This is a genomic window from Kitasatospora sp. NPDC059088 (genome assembly GCF_042738155.1).
Classification (GTDB): Bacteria; Actinomycetota; Actinomycetes; order Streptomycetales; family Streptomycetaceae; genus Kitasatospora.
Genome location: NZ_JBHYGR010000017.1, coordinates 57,902 through 72,644 on the forward strand (window position 1 = coordinate 57,902; position 14,743 = coordinate 72,644).

At 73.3% G+C, this 14,743-nt stretch carries 10 protein-coding genes; 2 read left to right on the top strand and 8 right to left on the bottom strand.

The genetic code is table 11. The annotated features are described in order from the left end of the window. Positions 1–109: 109 nt before the first annotated feature. The 8 genes from ACFWXO_RS10620 to ACFWXO_RS10655 form a co-directional block, all read right to left on the bottom strand. Positions 110–1,429, bottom strand: a complete 1,320-nt coding sequence (locus tag ACFWXO_RS10620) for a flavin monoamine oxidase family protein (RefSeq protein ID WP_380523194.1) — start codon at positions 1,427–1,429, stop codon at positions 110–112. After that, positions 1,426–1,659: a phosphopantetheine-binding protein gene (locus ACFWXO_RS10625; protein ID WP_360237721.1), complete on the bottom strand. Its 234-nt coding sequence runs from the start codon at positions 1,657–1,659 to the stop codon at positions 1,426–1,428. Before ACFWXO_RS10625 ends, ACFWXO_RS10620 begins: the two co-directional genes overlap by 4 nt. Positions 1,660–1,675: 16 nt before the next feature. After that, positions 1,676–3,223, bottom strand: coding sequence for an amino acid adenylation domain-containing protein (locus ACFWXO_RS10630; RefSeq protein WP_380523195.1), 1,548 nt, complete (start codon positions 3,221–3,223; stop codon positions 1,676–1,678). A 69-nt stretch (positions 3,224–3,292) separates the two neighbouring features. After that, entirely contained in the window at positions 3,293–4,549 is a 1,257-nt protein-coding gene (locus ACFWXO_RS10635) for an MFS transporter (RefSeq protein WP_380523196.1), read from the bottom strand. 10 nt (positions 4,550–4,559) lie between these two features. Next, entirely contained in the window at positions 4,560–6,014 is a 1,455-nt protein-coding gene (locus ACFWXO_RS10640) for an adenylosuccinate lyase family protein (protein WP_380523197.1), read from the bottom strand. A gap of 103 nt (positions 6,015–6,117) precedes the next feature. After that, the gene (locus ACFWXO_RS10645; RefSeq protein WP_380523198.1) at positions 6,118–7,992 is read right to left on the bottom strand and encodes an FAD/NAD(P)-binding protein; all 1,875 of its coding nucleotides are present in this window, start codon (positions 7,990–7,992) and stop codon (positions 6,118–6,120) included. 108 nt (positions 7,993–8,100) lie between these two features. Further along, positions 8,101–9,816: a class I adenylate-forming enzyme family protein gene (locus ACFWXO_RS10650; RefSeq protein WP_380523200.1), complete on the bottom strand. Its 1,716-nt coding sequence runs from the start codon at positions 9,814–9,816 to the stop codon at positions 8,101–8,103. Beyond that, complete coding sequence (locus tag ACFWXO_RS10655) at positions 9,809–11,149, bottom strand: KamA family radical SAM protein (protein ID WP_375887229.1); 1,341 nt, start codon at positions 11,147–11,149, stop codon at positions 9,809–9,811. Before ACFWXO_RS10655 ends, ACFWXO_RS10650 begins: the two co-directional genes overlap by 8 nt. A gap of 567 nt (positions 11,150–11,716) precedes the next feature. Between ACFWXO_RS10655 and ACFWXO_RS10660 the strand changes: the two genes are divergently transcribed. Continuing rightward, positions 11,717–13,300 (top strand): class I adenylate-forming enzyme family protein, encoded by a 1,584-nt coding sequence (locus ACFWXO_RS10660; protein ID WP_380523201.1) that lies wholly within the window; start codon positions 11,717–11,719, stop codon positions 13,298–13,300. Between the two features lie 86 nt (positions 13,301–13,386). After that, positions 13,387–14,634: a 5-aminolevulinate synthase gene (gene hemA / locus ACFWXO_RS10665; protein WP_380523202.1), complete on the top strand. Its 1,248-nt coding sequence runs from the start codon at positions 13,387–13,389 to the stop codon at positions 14,632–14,634. The last annotated feature ends 109 nt before the right edge of the window (positions 14,635–14,743 follow it).

The following is a 14,743-nucleotide window of genomic DNA, read 5'->3' on the forward strand; positions in this document are numbered from 1 at the left end:
GGGGGGCGGGGGGGGGGGGGGGGGGGGGGGGGGGGGGCGCGCGCCCCCCCGCCCCCCCCCCCCCCCCCCACCACAGCGATGTGACGATATATCAGTCGCTCGGGGCCGGTCAGCCGGCCGGAGCGATCTCCTCCGCCGCCCGCAGGCCCGAGCGGATCGCGCCCTCCATCAGGCCGAAGAACTCGGTGCTGGTCTCCGTGCCGGCCCAGTGCACCCGGCCGAACGGCTCGGTCAGCTGCGGGCCCTGGGCCAGCCAGTCGCCCGGCCCGAACAGCGCGGCGTAGCAGCCGCGGCTGTACTCCTCGTTGACCCAGTCGGTGACGTGGTAGCCGATCGGCTCGGGCAGCTGCGGGAAGAGCCGCCGGGCCTGGGCCAGGACGGCGCTGCGCTGCTCCTCGGCGGGCAGGGCCGCGAAGGTCTTGGCCTCGCTGCCGGTGACGAAGCCGGTCAGGATGCCGACGCCCTCGCCGGGGGGCGAGTCGTCCACGGTGGACAGCAGCGGCCCGTCGGAGCTGACCGACCAGCCGGACAGCCCGTGGTCGCGCCAGAGCGGCTTGGGGTGGATCAGGTGGACCTTGACGGCGCAGCCCCGCGCGGTGACCTCGCTCGACCGCGGCGCGGGCAGCTCCGGCCGGAACTCGACGGTGTCGGCCAGCAGCGGCGGCAGCGCGATGACCACGCTGTCGCCCTCGTGCACGCCCTGGTCGGTGTGCACCCGGACCCGGTCGCCGATCTGCTCGACCAGGCGCACCGGCCGGGAGAGCAGCACCCGGTCGCCGAGCTTGTCGGCCAGCAGCTCGCTCAGCCGGTGCGCGCCGCCGTCGACCCGCTCCTCCTGGGCGCCGCCCTGGAAGGCGTTGAGGTAGCGGATGCCGCCGCCGGAGTTCAGGTAGAAGGCCATGTGCAGCACCGACACGTCGGCCGGGTCGGCGGCCATCATCTCGCCGAGGAACAGCGGGAAGAACAGCCGGGCGTCGGGGTGCTGGACGTTCTGCTCGATCCACTCGGCCACGGTGAGCCGGTCCAGCCGCTCCGCGTCCGGGGTGAGGTGCGGGGCGTCCGCGCGGACCGCCTTGGTGACCTCGTCCAGCAGGTCGAACATCTCGCCGAGGGCGATCGGGCTGAGCGGCGGGAAGCGGCCGTCGGTGCTCTCCGGGTCGCCGCCCAGGGAGAACCGGCTCTGGCCGACCATGGTGGTGGGCGCGGTGGCCAGGCCGAGGCGCTCGATCAGCGCCTTGAGCTCGGTGTGGCGCTCGCCGAGGTAGGCGGCGCCCGCGTCGGCCCACTGGCCGGGGGCGACCTCCAGGCCGTGGGTGCGGCCGCCGACCCGGTCGCGGGCCTCCAGGACGGTCACCTCAACGCCTCTGGCGGCCAGTTCGGTGGCGGCGGTGAGTCCGGCCAGGCCGGCTCCGACAACGATGACGCTCATCGGGCCGCACCTTCGATCAGCTTGGCCAGGGCGGCCGGGGTCGGGGCGTCGATGAACTCGGCGATGCCGAACTCCGCGCCGAACTCGCGGGCGACCCCGCTGAGCACCCGGGTGGCGAGCAGGGAGTCCCCGCCCAGGTCGAAGAAGTCCGAGTCGGCGGTCACCTGGTCGGATTCCAGGACCCGGCCGAAGATGCCGATCACGCTGTCGACGGTACCAACGGTGGACACGGTCATTCTCCTTGCGTCAGTTGCTGGTTGTGTACATCTGGTGGGTCCGGCGCCGGTCGACCTTGCCGCTCGCGGTGAGGACGAGTTCGGGCACGACGGTGATCCGGGACGGTACGAGGTGGCTCGGTCCCGACGTGCGCAGGTACCGGGCGAGCCCGGCCGCGAGGGTGTCGGCGTCGGCGTGCGGACGGGGTGTCACATAGGCGACCAGGACGGTGTGGTCGCCCAGCGCGGCGCCGGTGGCGGCGGCGGCCGCCACGTCCGGGTGGGCGCAGATCTGCGCCTCGACCTCGCCCGGGCTGACCCGGATGCCGCGGACCTTGAGCTCGTCGTCCAGGCGGCCCTGGTGGACGAGGACGCCGTCCGGCTCCCGGCGGACCCGGTCGCCGGTGCGGAAGTAGCGCCCCGGCGCGCCGGGCAGGTCGAGTTCGGCGAACCGCTCGGCGGTGACCTCCGGCAGGCCCCGGTAGCCGAGCGCCAGCCCGTCCCCGCCGATCAGCAGCTCGCCGTCCTCGCCGATCTGCTCCCGGACGTGCGGCAGCGCCCGGCCGATCGGGACGACCCGGGCGGCCCCCGCGGCGACGGCCGGGCCGGCGAGCGGTCCGTGCAGGTCGATCGCGTGGGTGACCAGGGTGGTCTCGGTGCAGCCGTAGGTGTTGACCAGGCGGACGGCGTCGGCGCCGGGCAGCGCGCACCAGTCGTCGATCCGGGCCGGCCGGGCCGCCTCGCCGCCGATGACGACGGTGCGCAGGCTCTCCGGCAGGGCGGCCCGCTCCTCGGTCAGGTGGTTGACGAACTCGTGCCAGAACGCCGTGGGCAGGTCCAGCAGGGTGATCCGGTGCCGCTCGACCATCCGCAGGAAGCGCGGGAAGGAGGCCGAGTAGGCGTCCGCGTCGAAGACCAGGGTCGCGCCGACGGTGAGCGCGGGCAGGATCTCCTCGAAGCAGGTGTCCCAGTTGAGCGAGGCGAACTGGAGCACCCGGTCACCGGGGGCGACCGCGAACAGGGTGGCCAGCGAGGCCACCGAGGCGCCGATCGCCCGCCGCGGGGTGACCACCGGCTTGGGCTGCCCGGTGGAGCCCGAGGTGAACAGCAGGTAGGCGGGGGCGGCCGGGTCGGGCTCGGGCAGCCGGCCTTCCGGGAAGCCCTCGGGCTCCTCGCTGCCCGCGGCGTCGGACGGGTCCAGCACCGGCAGCCCGGCGGGCAGCCGCCCGGGGTCCGCGGCGATCGCGACGCGGACCCCGGCGGCCGCCAGCAGCGCGGCCGTGCGCTCCGGCGGGAACGCCGGGTCGATCGGGCAGTAGGTGCCGCCGGCCGCGAGCACGCCGAGCAGCGCCGCCACGGTGTCCGCGGAGCGGGAGGTCAGCACGGCCACCGTGCCGCGGTCCGCGCCGAGCCGGGCGGCGATCCGCCGTACCCGGCGCTCCAGTTCGCCGTACGTCACGGTCGACGTGTCGTCGACGACGGCGACGGCGTCCGGGTCGCGCCGGGCGGTGAGCAGGAACCGGCGGAGGACGTCCACCTCGGCCGGGTCGTAGCCGGCCGGCCGGTTGTCGTCAGTCATGGGAAGCACCTCGGGTAGACGTGAACCTGGACGTGAACCTGGACGTGAGCGGGGCGCGTGGACGGTCGGTCAACGGCGCGCCGACCCGGAGACGGGCACCGGCTCGCTCCCGTCGCGCTGCCGGCGCTGCTGCACCTGGAGACCTGCGGTGGCGGCCACCGCGAGCACCATCACGGCGATGCCGTACACCGTCGCGGTGGACTTCAACCCGATGTGGCCCACGGCCACCCCGGCGGCGACGGCCGGCAGGCTGAACCCCAGGTAGCAGACGACGTACATGCTGGCGATCAGTTCGGCGCGGACCTCCGGTCCGGCCAGCGGCCCGACGGTCTGGAAGGCGCTCAGGAAGCCCGTCCCGAAGCCGTACCCGGCGATCACCGTGCCGACGAAGAACAGCGGGGTGGAGGCCGTGGCCAGGGCGCCCAGGGTGGCGCCGACCCCGACGAAGAAGGCCACGAAGCCGAGGGTCATGGTCTGCCGCGGCGGGTGGTTGCGGCGCAGCAGCGAGCCGACCGCCCCCGTCCCGGTCAGCGCGAAGATGACCAGGCCGCCGATGACGTGGTTGGAGATGTGCAGGATGCCGGCCGCGATCGACGGGCCGAGCGACATGTAGAGGCCGCCCAGCGCCCAGACCGCGAACAGGCAGGGCACCACCACCAGGAACATCGGCCTGGCCTCGCGCGGGATGCCCGTCCGCGGCATCAGCGAGGCCACCGCGCCCGGCCGGCGCGGCGAGGTCTCGGCGAGCGCGGGGACGCCCAGCGCGCAGAGCACGAAGGCCGCGAGCAGCAGGGCGTACACCAGGGTCTGCGGGTGCGGCGCGTACTGGACCAGCAGGCCCGCGCCGAGCGCGCCCAGCGCCAGGCCGACGATCGGCGCGGCGCTGTTGACCAGCGGGCCGAGCCGGGGCCGGTGCTGCGGGGCGAGGTCCAGCATCGCGGCGCTGGTCGCCCCGGTCGCGGCGCCGGTGGCCAGGCCCTGGGCGATCCGGGCGGCCATCAGCCAGGCGACGCCGTCGGCGCGGATGAACAGCGCCATGCTGGCCACCTCGACGACGAGCGCGCCGAGCAGCACCGGCTTGCGGCCGATGTAGTCGGACAGTCCGCCGACCACGAGCAGCGCGACCAGCAGCGCGATCGCGTAGGCCGCGAACACCTCGGTCAGGGTGATCGAGGAGAAGCCCCACTTCGCCTGGTAGACCACGTAGAGCGGGGACGGCGCGCTGGAGGCGAACAGCAGCAGGCACTGGGTGGTGGCGATCAGCCAGAACGCCACCGGGCCGTGCAGCCCGCGGGGGCGCACCGCCGGGGAGAGGTGGTCACTCATGCTGGCTCCTTCACGCGTGGTTCTCCTGGTGGCGCCGCAGCACGCGGTCCACCAGCTGTTCGGCGGCACCCAGGTAGCCCTCGGGGGCCAGCAGGTCCTGGACGGTGACGCCGGCCGGCAGCTTGGCCACCAGGTCCGAGCGGGCCTCCATCACCTCGGTGAACGAGGCGGTGCCGGAGGCGGACCGGCGGGCGCACTCGGCCAGCAGCTTCTTCGCCTCGGCCTTGCCCAGCAGCGGGGCGAGGGCGACGTTCAGCCGCTCGGAGACGATCGAGCCGCCGGTGAGCGCCAGGTTCTCCCGCATCCGCTCCGGGAAGACCTCCAGGCCCTCGGCGAGCTCCACGGCCGTGTACGCCGCGCCCGAGGCCAGCCGCAGCGCCTCGCGCAGCGGCTGCCACTCGGCGTGCCAGGCGCCGGGCGCCCGCTCGTCCTCGGCCACCATGCTCTGGGCCAGGATCAGCGCGTGGGCGGGCAGTTGACGCGCGGCCGCCATGATGAGGGTGGCCAGCACCGGGTTGCGCTTCTGGGGCATCGCCGAGGAGACGCCACGGCCCGCGGCGGCCGGTTCGGCGACCTCGCCGACCTCGGTGCGGGACATCCCCTGGACGTCCAGGGCGAACTTCCCCAGCGTCCCGGTGACGGAACTGAGCACCCAGCCGAGGTCGTTCAGCGGGACGCGCAGGCTGTGCCAGGGGGCGGAGGGCTCGCGCAGGCCGAGTTCGGCGGCGAAGCGCGCCGCGAGCTCGATCCCGTGGCCGGGCCGGTCGGCCGGGGTGGCCCTGGCGTACTCCTGGTAGGCCGCCATCGTGCCGGCCGCGCCGCCCAGTTGGGCCGGCAGCAGGGCGGCGGTGCGGTCGACCCGCTCGAGGGTGTCCAGCACCGAGTCCAGCCAGCCGGCCGCCTTCAACCCGAAGGTGGTGGGCACGGCGTGCTGGGCCAGGGTGCGGGCGGCCATCGGGGTGGTGCGGTGCTCGTCGGCGAGCTTCGCCAGCGCCGCGGCCACCCGGGAGAGGTTCTGCCGGATGTCCGCCAGCACTCTCGCGCCGAGCAGCATCGCGGCCGAGTCCAGGATGTCCTGGCTGGTGCTGCCGAGGTGCACGTACCCGGCGGCGGCGGGGTCGACGGCGGCGACCGCCGCCGTCAGCTCCCGGACCAGGACGACGACCGGGTTGGCGGCGCCGCGGGCCTCGGCGGCCAGCTCGGCGACGTCGATCCGGGCTCTCGCGGCGCCCTCGGCGATCGCTCCCGCCGTGTCGGCGGGTATCACGCCGAGGGACGCCTGGGCACGGGCCAGCGCGACCTCGGTCTCCAGCATCGCGGCGACCCATGCCTCGTCGCCCAGGGTTCGGAGCGCGTCGGTGCCCGCCCAGACCGGTGAGAGCAGTCCGGAGTCGACGCTCACCGGTGCGCGGTCACTGCCGCTCGGTCGGCGTACGGTCGAATCGGACGCGGCCTGTTCGGGCACTGCGCGGTCCTCCTTCTGGATGGTTCAACTCAGGACTTTCTCAAGGAACTCGTCGGTACGACCGGCGGCCGGGGCCACCGGGTGGTGCGGTGGAGCCCGGCGCTCAGAGAGTGACCCGCACCCGCGCCGCCGACGGCGAGCGCTGGCCCGGTTCGGCCGACAGGCAGGCCCGGGCGATCGCGTCGGCGTCGCCGAGGATCACCGAGTCGACCCCGGGCCGGATCCCGGCCGCGGTCGCCCAGTGCACCGTCTCGGTCGGCACCCCGAAGGCGTAGCGGTACGGGTGCACCCGGCCCGCCGCGTCGACCAGCCGGTACGGGCGCTCGGTGACCGTCAGCCCGCCGGTCTCGACGTGCCCGTCGGTGCCGGTGGGGATCAGGTACGGCCGGCAGGCCCGGCGGTCCACCAGGTTGCGGACCAGCGGGTCCTCGGTGGTCCGGATGTCCACCTCGGGCAGCCGCGCCTCGATCAGCGCGGTCACCTCGACCTCCCCGCCCGGGACGGACGTGGAGTCGACGGTGAACCCGGCCCCCGCCGGTGCGGGCGTGACCCGCATGCCGGGGGCGAGCATGGTCACCACGCCCGCCTCGACCAGGGCGATCAGCTCCTCGATCCGTCTGGGCGGCGGACCGATCGAGACGTAGGCGTTGAGCGGGGTGTACCAGGACTGCAGCTCGTCGCGGTAGGACTCGCCGGTGATCCCGGCGTGGTCGACCAGCAGGCGGACCTCGTTGCGCAGGTCGCGCATGACGTCCAGGGCCGCTTTCAGCGCCCCGCCGACGTTGCCGCGCCGGGCCTCCACCAGGTCCTGCCGCAGGTGGCCGAGCAGCCAGTCCTGGAACTCGACCCGGCCGAGGAACTTGCGCTCCCCGTACGGCCGGGCGATCGCGTCCCAGTCCCAGCGGTCGGCCGGCCCGAGGCCGAACCGGCCGAGCAGCTCCTCGTCGTCCGCGCCCGGCGGCCGGTCGCCGTACTCCCGCAGGAAGGCGTCGGCCTGCTCGCCGCCGCGCCGCTCGGAGATCAGCGCGTGGTAGTAGACCCCGGTGACCTCGCGGTCGACCAGCGGCCAGATGTGCCGGGTGAACTCGACCTCCGCGCCCAGCCGGCGCTGCTCGCGCAGCACGTTGATCCGTTCCATGGTGCGGGAGCCCGGCCAGTGGCGGCCGAAGGCGCCCTTCTGGTTCTCGCCGCGCGCGTGGTACGGGATGCCGCGCCGGGAGCCGGCGTACATCAACGGCTCCCGGCCGGACGGGCGGTAGCGCAGCCGCTCGCCCTCCCGGACGAAGGTGCCGCCGCGGCCGGCGGTCAGCAGCGTCAGGTAGTCGAAGAAGTTGAGCCCCAGTCCCCGCAGCGCGACCGGCTGGCCGGGGGCGACGAAGTCCAGGTCCGCCTCGGCCGGGTTGGTCGGCGGCAGGTAGCCGAGGCCCTGGGCCCGGGCGTAGCCCTCCAGGCCCAGTTCGCCGGCGCTCGGCGGCATGTCCAGGTGCCCCTGGGCCAGGACGACGCTGTCCAGCAGCAGTCCGCTGCCGTCGTCCAGGGTGACGATCTGCGAACCGTCCTCGGCCTCGGTCAGGCTGACCGCGGTGTTGCGGTGCAGCCGGATCGAGACGTGGTCGGGGGCCGTGCTGATCAGGCGGTCGAGCACCCAGACCAGGTAGTGGCCGTAGAAGGCCCGGGAGGGGTAGGAGTCCGGGCCGAGCTCCGCGGCCTCCTCGCTCACCCACCCCGGGTACTCCAGGGGCGCCAGCTCGATGTCCAGCTTCGCCCACTCGTACAGGCTCGGTCCCGGACGTATCGGGCCTTCGCAGGTGACGCTCGGGTCGGTGAACATGGTGACCTGCGACGCCACCGTGTTCATCAGCAGTTCGGTCGGCTGCGTGATGTCCCAGACCCGACCGCCGCTGCCGACGAACGGATCCACCACGTGGATCACGACCGGGTGGCCGCCCTCCGTCGCGTTGACGGTTAACCGTTCCACGACGGAGAGCCCCCGGGGACCGGCACCGATGACGCCGATCACACGTGTCTGCTTCTCTCCTGACATAGCTCTTCCTGGTAGCCGTGAAGGAGTGGAGGTGGAGCCGGACTACTGCTGGGCGGCATCGGCCGTCAGCGCGGTGGCGTAGCGGGTGCGCAGCTCGCGCTTGAGCACCTTGCCGGTGGGGCCGGTCGGGAAGTCGCCCTCCTGCTCGGCCACGAAGACCGCGGCCAGCTCGGCCAGGCCGGCCGCCGCCATGGCCTTGTTCGCCGCGTCGAGGATCCTGGCCGGGTCGGTGCCGAGCGCGCCCTGCTGGAGCCGGACCACGGCGATCGGCTGCTGGCCGTCACCGAGCGCGCCGGGCACGCCGATGACCGAACAGTCCATCACCAGGTCCTCGCAGTCGGCGATCAGCACCTCCTCCAGCGGGAGGCTGTAGACCGGGCCCGCGGCGGTGTTGATCACGTCGACCGTGCGGTCCAGGTGGTAGAACCGGCCGTCCTCGGTGCGGCGGGCGATGTCGCCGGTCAGCCAGTAGCCGGCCAGCTCGAAGCTGCTGGTCAGCTCCGGGTCGTTCCAGTAACCGGGGGTGCGGGACGGGGTCTTGACCGCGAGGTAGCCGACCGTGCCGTCCGGCACCTCGTTGCCGTCGTCGTCCAGGACGGCGGCGTGCTCGACCACCTCGACCGGCAGGCCGACGCAGCGGTCGTCGCGGGGCGTCTCCGGGGTGGTGACCTGGCCGAACAGCGCCATGCCCATCTCGGAGGAGCCCAGGCCGTCGACGAACCGGGAGCCGGGCAGCACCGCCTGGCCGGCGGCGCCCTCGGGGAGCAGCCAGGGCTGGATCAGGCCGGAGGGCCGCTCACCGAGCCGCACCAGCCGGCGGATGTGGCCGAAGTGCGCCGAGTCGCCGGTGTTGAACCAGGTGTGCACCTTGGCGGCGGCCTCCACCGGGGCCTCGCCGGTGGCGAGTTCGACGAAGGTGCGGGCGAACGAGGCGACCATGGTGGGCTGGAAGGCCTTCATCACCGGCTCCACCGCGGTGCGCCGCCAGTCGCCCATGGTCAGGGTGGGCAGGCCCAGCAGGATCGTGGTGAGCAGGTAGCTGAGACCGCCGGCGTGGGTGTGCGGCATCAGCGACAGCAGCCGGTCGTACGGCTCGGCCGGGAAGCGCACCATGCGCGTCTCCTTGCCGACCCAGAACTGGCGGTGGGCCACCATGGTGGACTTGGGGGTGCCGGTGGTGCCGGAGGAGTGGATCAGCCCCACCACGTCCTCGGCGGCGTGCCGGAACGGGTAGACGTCCGGGAGCGTGCCCGACTCGGGGTCGTGCGCGCGGATCTCCGCGGACGGCACGATGAACCGGGGCCGCGGCTGCCCGGGCTTGTAGGCCGCCGAGATCAGCCGCGGGTCGTCCGCGACCAGGCCGACCACGCCGACGTGGTCCAGGTAGCGCTTGGCCGTCGCGATCGGCATCGCGTCGTTGACCAGCGCCGGGACGGCGCCGAGCGCGGTGAGCGCCAGGAAGTGCAGGATCGGCTGGAGGCCCTCGGCGATGTAGAGCGCGACCGGCTCGCCGGGCCGCACGCCGTTCGCCCAGTACCAGCGGGCGTACTGGTCGCGGATGGCCGCCAGCTCGTTCAGGCTGTACCCGCGCAGCGCGACCTGCCCGCGCTCGTCCGTCCGGTGGCTGTAGACCAGCGGCACGTCGGTGTTCGGGTTGTACTTGAGGGCGTACTCCAGGAAGTTGCCGGCCCCCAGGTCGGGATCGACCAGGAACTTCTGCCGCACCGGGAGCGGCGCGATGGGGCTGAGGTCACTCATGGGAGCTCCTGGTGCTCGGGACGGTTTCCGACACTGCGACGTGGGAGCGCCACCACTCGCGCCCCGCCTCGCCGAGGGTCTGGATCGGGTCGTAGTACTCGTACGACTTGGCGAGCGCGTACGGGTCGTCCTGTTCCAGTGAGGTCACGTAGTTCTTGGACCAGTACGAGATGCCGCGCTCACGGTCGTAGTGCTCGGTCTGGTGCACCCAGCGCTTGCCGACGAACGGCACGTCGCAGACCAGCCGGGGCGTGGCGAAGCCCGGCAGGTACCCCATGACCGCCTGCTGCAACGCCTGGGTCTCCCACAGGGCGAGGCGCCAGTGCTCGGCGTTCGGGATCATGTCGCAGAGGTAGAAGTAGTACGGCATCACCCCGGCGCCGTCGAGCAGCGCGAAGCACAGGTCGAGCAGCGACTCGGGGGTGTCGTTGACCCCGCGCAGCATGACGCCCTGGTTGCGCACGTCGCGCACGCCGAGGTCGAGCATGCTCCGGGCGGCCCGCGCGTTCAGCGGGGTCACCTGCTGCGCGGAGTTGGTGTGGGTGTGCACGGCCAGGCTGACGCCGCGCTCGCGCGCGGTGGCGGCCAGCCGGCCCATGGTGCGCTGGGCGTCGTCGCTGAGCCAGTGCTGCGGCAGGTCCATCAGCGCCTTGGAGGCCAGCCGGATGTCCCGGATGTGGTCCAGCTCCAGCAGCGCCGAGACGAAGGACTCCAGCCGGGGCCACGGCACGTTGGCCACGTCGCCGCCGGAGACCACCACGTCGCGGACGGACGGCGTCCGGCGCAGGTAGTCCAGCATGGCGTCGTGGCGGTCGGCCTGCTTGACCGTGAACTTCAACTTGAGGATCTGCGGCGTCGAGTTGCCGACCAGGTCCATCCGGGTGCAGTGCCCGCAGTACTGGGGGCAGGTGGAGACCAACTCGGCCAGCACCTTGGTCGGGTAACGGTGGGTCAGTCCCTCGACCACCCACATCTCCGCCTCGTGCAGCGAGTCCCGCGAGGCGTAGGGGTGCGAGGGCCACTCCGGGTCCCGGTCGGAGAACACCGGCAGCATGTGCCGGCGCACCGGGTCCGCGTACATGCTCTCGGCGTCCGGTTCGGCGTGCGGCACCATCATGCTGAGCACGTACGGCGGCAGCAGCAGCGACATGGTCGCCCGCTCCGCCTGGTCGCGCTCCACGTCGAGGTAGAACTCCTCGGACAGCAGGTCGCCGTAGGCCGCCCGGAGCTGGCGGACGTTCTTCACGCAGTGCACACGCTGCCACTGCGGATCGTGCCACTCCTGCTCGGTCACCTCGCGCCAACCGGGGATCCTCCGCCAGTCGGGCTCCACCAGGGCTCTGTACCGATATGAGTAAGGCTGTTGCAACACACTTCCCCCGCAACATCGGTGTAGTGGGAAAAACCGGCGCGGTCGTGACATGGGAAGGAGCGGCCCGAAGCCGCCCGTCGGAAATCCCGTCAGGAAAGTGAGTGAAAGTCGCTCGGAGCCGAGGAGATACGGCTCGCTCAATCCCCCGTGTCACGGCACAGCTCGGTGCCTTGCCGGGATTGATCCTGCGCCGTCCGGGAGCGGCGATCAAGCACGATTCCCGAATCGATCCATCAGCCCACCAGATCGTTGCAGGTCAGCGGTTCTGCGCCGCTCCCCCCTCCGTGAGCGACAGCACATACTGTTCACATTCGCCCACTCCCGCCCTCCCGGGGAGCTCCTGACGGACAGTGCGGCCGCCGCCACCGGGTGGCCTACCCGTTCGGGTACCCCCGTAGTACAGCCCGCCCGGGCGCACCACCGACCTGCCCGAACACGCCTGTTCCGCGCCGTCGGCGACCAGAAGACTCCAGGTGTCAGGTCAACGGCTGGCCGCCGGGTTCGGCGGGGCGGTGAGGAGAGGGCGGCATGGTGACTGCGGGCGGGGCCTGGTGGTCGGACGCGGGCGGCTACGTGCCCGAGGTGCTGGAGGCGCTGGCGGCGCACCCCGACAAGGTGGTGCTGCGCTACCCGGGTACGGAACTGACCGCGGCGGACTACCTGCGGGCCGTCACCGGCACCTACCGCACCCTGCGGGCGAACGGCGTCGGGCGCGGCACCGTGGTCGCCGTGCTCACCGCGCCCAACAGCCCGGACATGCTCGGCGTGCGGCACGCCGCCCACCTGGCCGGCGCCGCGGTCTGCTACCTGCGCTCCACCAACCCGGGCACCAGCACGGCCATGCTGCCGCTCGCCGACCAGCTCGGCATCGTGCGGGACACGGGGGCGAGCGTGCTGTACGCCGACCGGACCAGCGCGGCGCGGGCCGCCGAACTGGCCGAGCGCTCCGGCGCGGTCCTGGTCGGCCCCGGACAGGACGGGTCCGCCGGGACGGCGCCCACCGACGACCCCGGGGCCGTCGCCCCGGCGTGCGGGGAGCCCGACGACCTGGCGGTCATCATGTTCACCAGCGGCAGCACCGGTCGCCCCAAGGGGATCCGCAAGTCGCTGCGGTCCTGGGAGGGCACCGTGCGGATCGCGGTCGACACCCCCGCGGAGGCCCCCGAGATCACGGCGCTGTTCAGCACCCCGCTGAGCCACAGCGCCGGACTCCTGGTCGACGGCGCCCTGGCGGTGGGCGGCAGCGTCGTGCTGCTGCCGGAGTTCGACGCGCGGCAGGTGGTGCGCGCCGTCGTCGAGCACCGCGTCACCCGCACCTTCATGGCCACCACCCAGCTGTACCGGCTGCTCGACCACATCGACGACCTGGGCCACCGCGACGCCTGGTCGGCCGGACTGGCCGGCCTGCGGAGCCTGAGCTACAGCGGGACGTCGGCGGCGCCCAGCCGCCTCGCCGCCGCGCACGAGGTGTTCGGCCCGATCCTGCTGCAGCTCTACGGCACCACGGAGAGCGGCCGGATCAGCTACCTCGACCCGGCCGGGCACGCCGACGCCGGCCTGGCCGCCACGGTCGGCCGGGTCTTCCCCGAGGTCGAGCTGGAGGTGTGGGACCCGGACACCGGGGTGCGGCTGGCCGACGGCCAGGTCGGCGAGATCCGGATGCGCTCCCCGCAGCTCATGGACGGCTACCTCGACCCGGCCCTGGACGCCGGCGTACTGCGCGACGGCTGGTACCGCACCGGCGACATCGGCTACCGCGACGACCGCGGCCACCTCCACCTGCTCGACCGGGTCTCCGACGTGGTCAAGGTCGACGGGGTGAAGATCTACCCGGCCGTGGTCGAACGCGAGTTGCTGACCGTCCCCGGCGTCGCCCTCGCGGCCGTCTACGGAGTGCGCGACGCCGACGGCACCGAGCACCTCCACGCCGCCCTGACCTGCCGCCCCGGCACGCCCGTCGACCCCGAGACGGTGCGCAAGCACATCAGCGCCGACCTCTCGCCGGCCCTGGCCCCCGAGCTGGTCCTGGTGCTCGACGAACTCCCCATGAACCCGACCGGCAAGCCCGACAAGGCGCGGCTGCGCGAGTACAGCGCCGCCGCCACCGCCTGAGGCACCGCGCCGGCCCGACTCCCGTACCGGTCAACCCCCGTACTGATCAAGCCACTTTCACGTCGTGTCGAACGAGAGGAACTCCCATGCCCCGGCACCTCGACTACTTCACCCAGCAGCTCACCGAGGAGCAGCGCCGCACCCGCACCTTCCTGGAGATCGGCCGCCGCGCCGGCAACTTCCCCAGCGCCATCGCCCGCACCGCGGACGAGGAGAACGAGATCACCGTCTGGTGCAGCAACGACTACCTCGGGATGGGACAGCACCCCTCCGTCCTGGCCGCCGTCCACGACGCCGTGGCCCGGTTCGGCGCCGGCTCCGGCGGCTCCCGCAACATCGGCGGCACCAACCACCGCCACGTGGAGCTGGAGCGCGAACTCGCGGACTGGCACCGCAAGGACGCGGCACTGCTCTTCGCCTCCGGCTACACCGCCAACGACGGCGCGCTCGCGGTGATCGCGGGCAACCCCAAGGGCACCGTCGTCTTCTCCGACGAGCTGAACCACGCGTCGATGATCGACGGCCTGCGGCGCAGCGGCGCCCAGAAGCGCATCTTCCGCCACAACGACGTCGCGCACCTGGCCGAACTCCTCGCGGAGACCGACCCGGAGGCGCCCAAGCTGATCGTGCTGGAGTCGGTGTACTCCATGTCCGGTGACGTGGCGCCGCTCGCCGAGATCGCCGACCTGGCCGAGCAGTACGGCGCGACCACCTTCCTCGACGAGGTGCACGCCATCGGCATGTACGGCCCCGAGGGCGCGGGCATCGCCGCCCGTGAGGGCATCGCCCACCGGTTCGACGTCATCATGGGCACCCTCGCCAAGGGCCTCGGCACCGCCGGCGGCTACATCGCCGGGCCGCAGGACCTGGTCGACGCGGTGCGCACCATGTCGCGGGCGTTCGTCTTCACCACCTCGCTGCCGCCCGCGACCGCGGCAGGCGCCCTGGCCGCGGTGCGCCACCTGCGCGGCTCCGACGCCGAGCGGGAGAGCCTGGCCCGCAACGCCCAGCTGCTGCACCGGCTGCTCCAGGAGGCCGACGTGCCGTTCCTGTCGCCCGACTCGCACATCGTCTCGGCGCTGGTCGGCGACGACGCCCTGTGCAAGGAGGCCTCGGCGCTCCTCCTGGACCGGCACAAGCTGTACGTCCAGGCCATCAACGCCCCCAGCGTCCGGGCGGGCGAGGAGCTCCTGCGGATCGCCCCGTCGGCGACCCACACGGAGGCCGACGTGGAGAAGTTCGCCGAGGCCCTGGCGGGCATCTGGCAGGAGCTGGGGATCGCCACCGCCTCCGACCGCGCGGCCGGGCACACCACCGCGAAGGAGCTTGTGTGACCCGCTCCCTGGCCGCCGGGGGCGCCCATAACGCGGGCCGGCGGCCCGGCCCGCCCGCCCCGGGGGCGGGGCGCGCCCCGGGCCCCGTCGCCGATGGCCTCCAGCGACT

What these genes read in the sequence shown, in the direction of transcription:
- ACFWXO_RS10630 (WP_380523195.1), bottom strand. Translation starts at nt 3,223, where the DNA reads ATGACTGACGACAACCGGCCGGCCGGCTACGACCCGGCCGAGGTGGAC.
- ACFWXO_RS10660 (WP_380523201.1), top strand. Translation starts at nt 11,717, where the DNA reads ATGGTGACTGCGGGCGGGGCCTGGTGGTCGGACGCGGGCGGCTACGTG.
- ACFWXO_RS10620 (WP_380523194.1), bottom strand. Translation starts at nt 1,429, where the DNA reads ATGAGCGTCATCGTTGTCGGAGCCGGCCTGGCCGGACTCACCGCCGCC.
- ACFWXO_RS10635 (WP_380523196.1), bottom strand. Translation starts at nt 4,549, where the DNA reads ATGAGTGACCACCTCTCCCCGGCGGTGCGCCCCCGCGGGCTGCACGGC.
- hemA (WP_380523202.1), top strand. Translation starts at nt 13,387, where the DNA reads ATGCCCCGGCACCTCGACTACTTCACCCAGCAGCTCACCGAGGAGCAG.
- ACFWXO_RS10650 (WP_380523200.1), bottom strand. Translation starts at nt 9,816, where the DNA reads ATGAGTGACCTCAGCCCCATCGCGCCGCTCCCGGTGCGGCAGAAGTTC.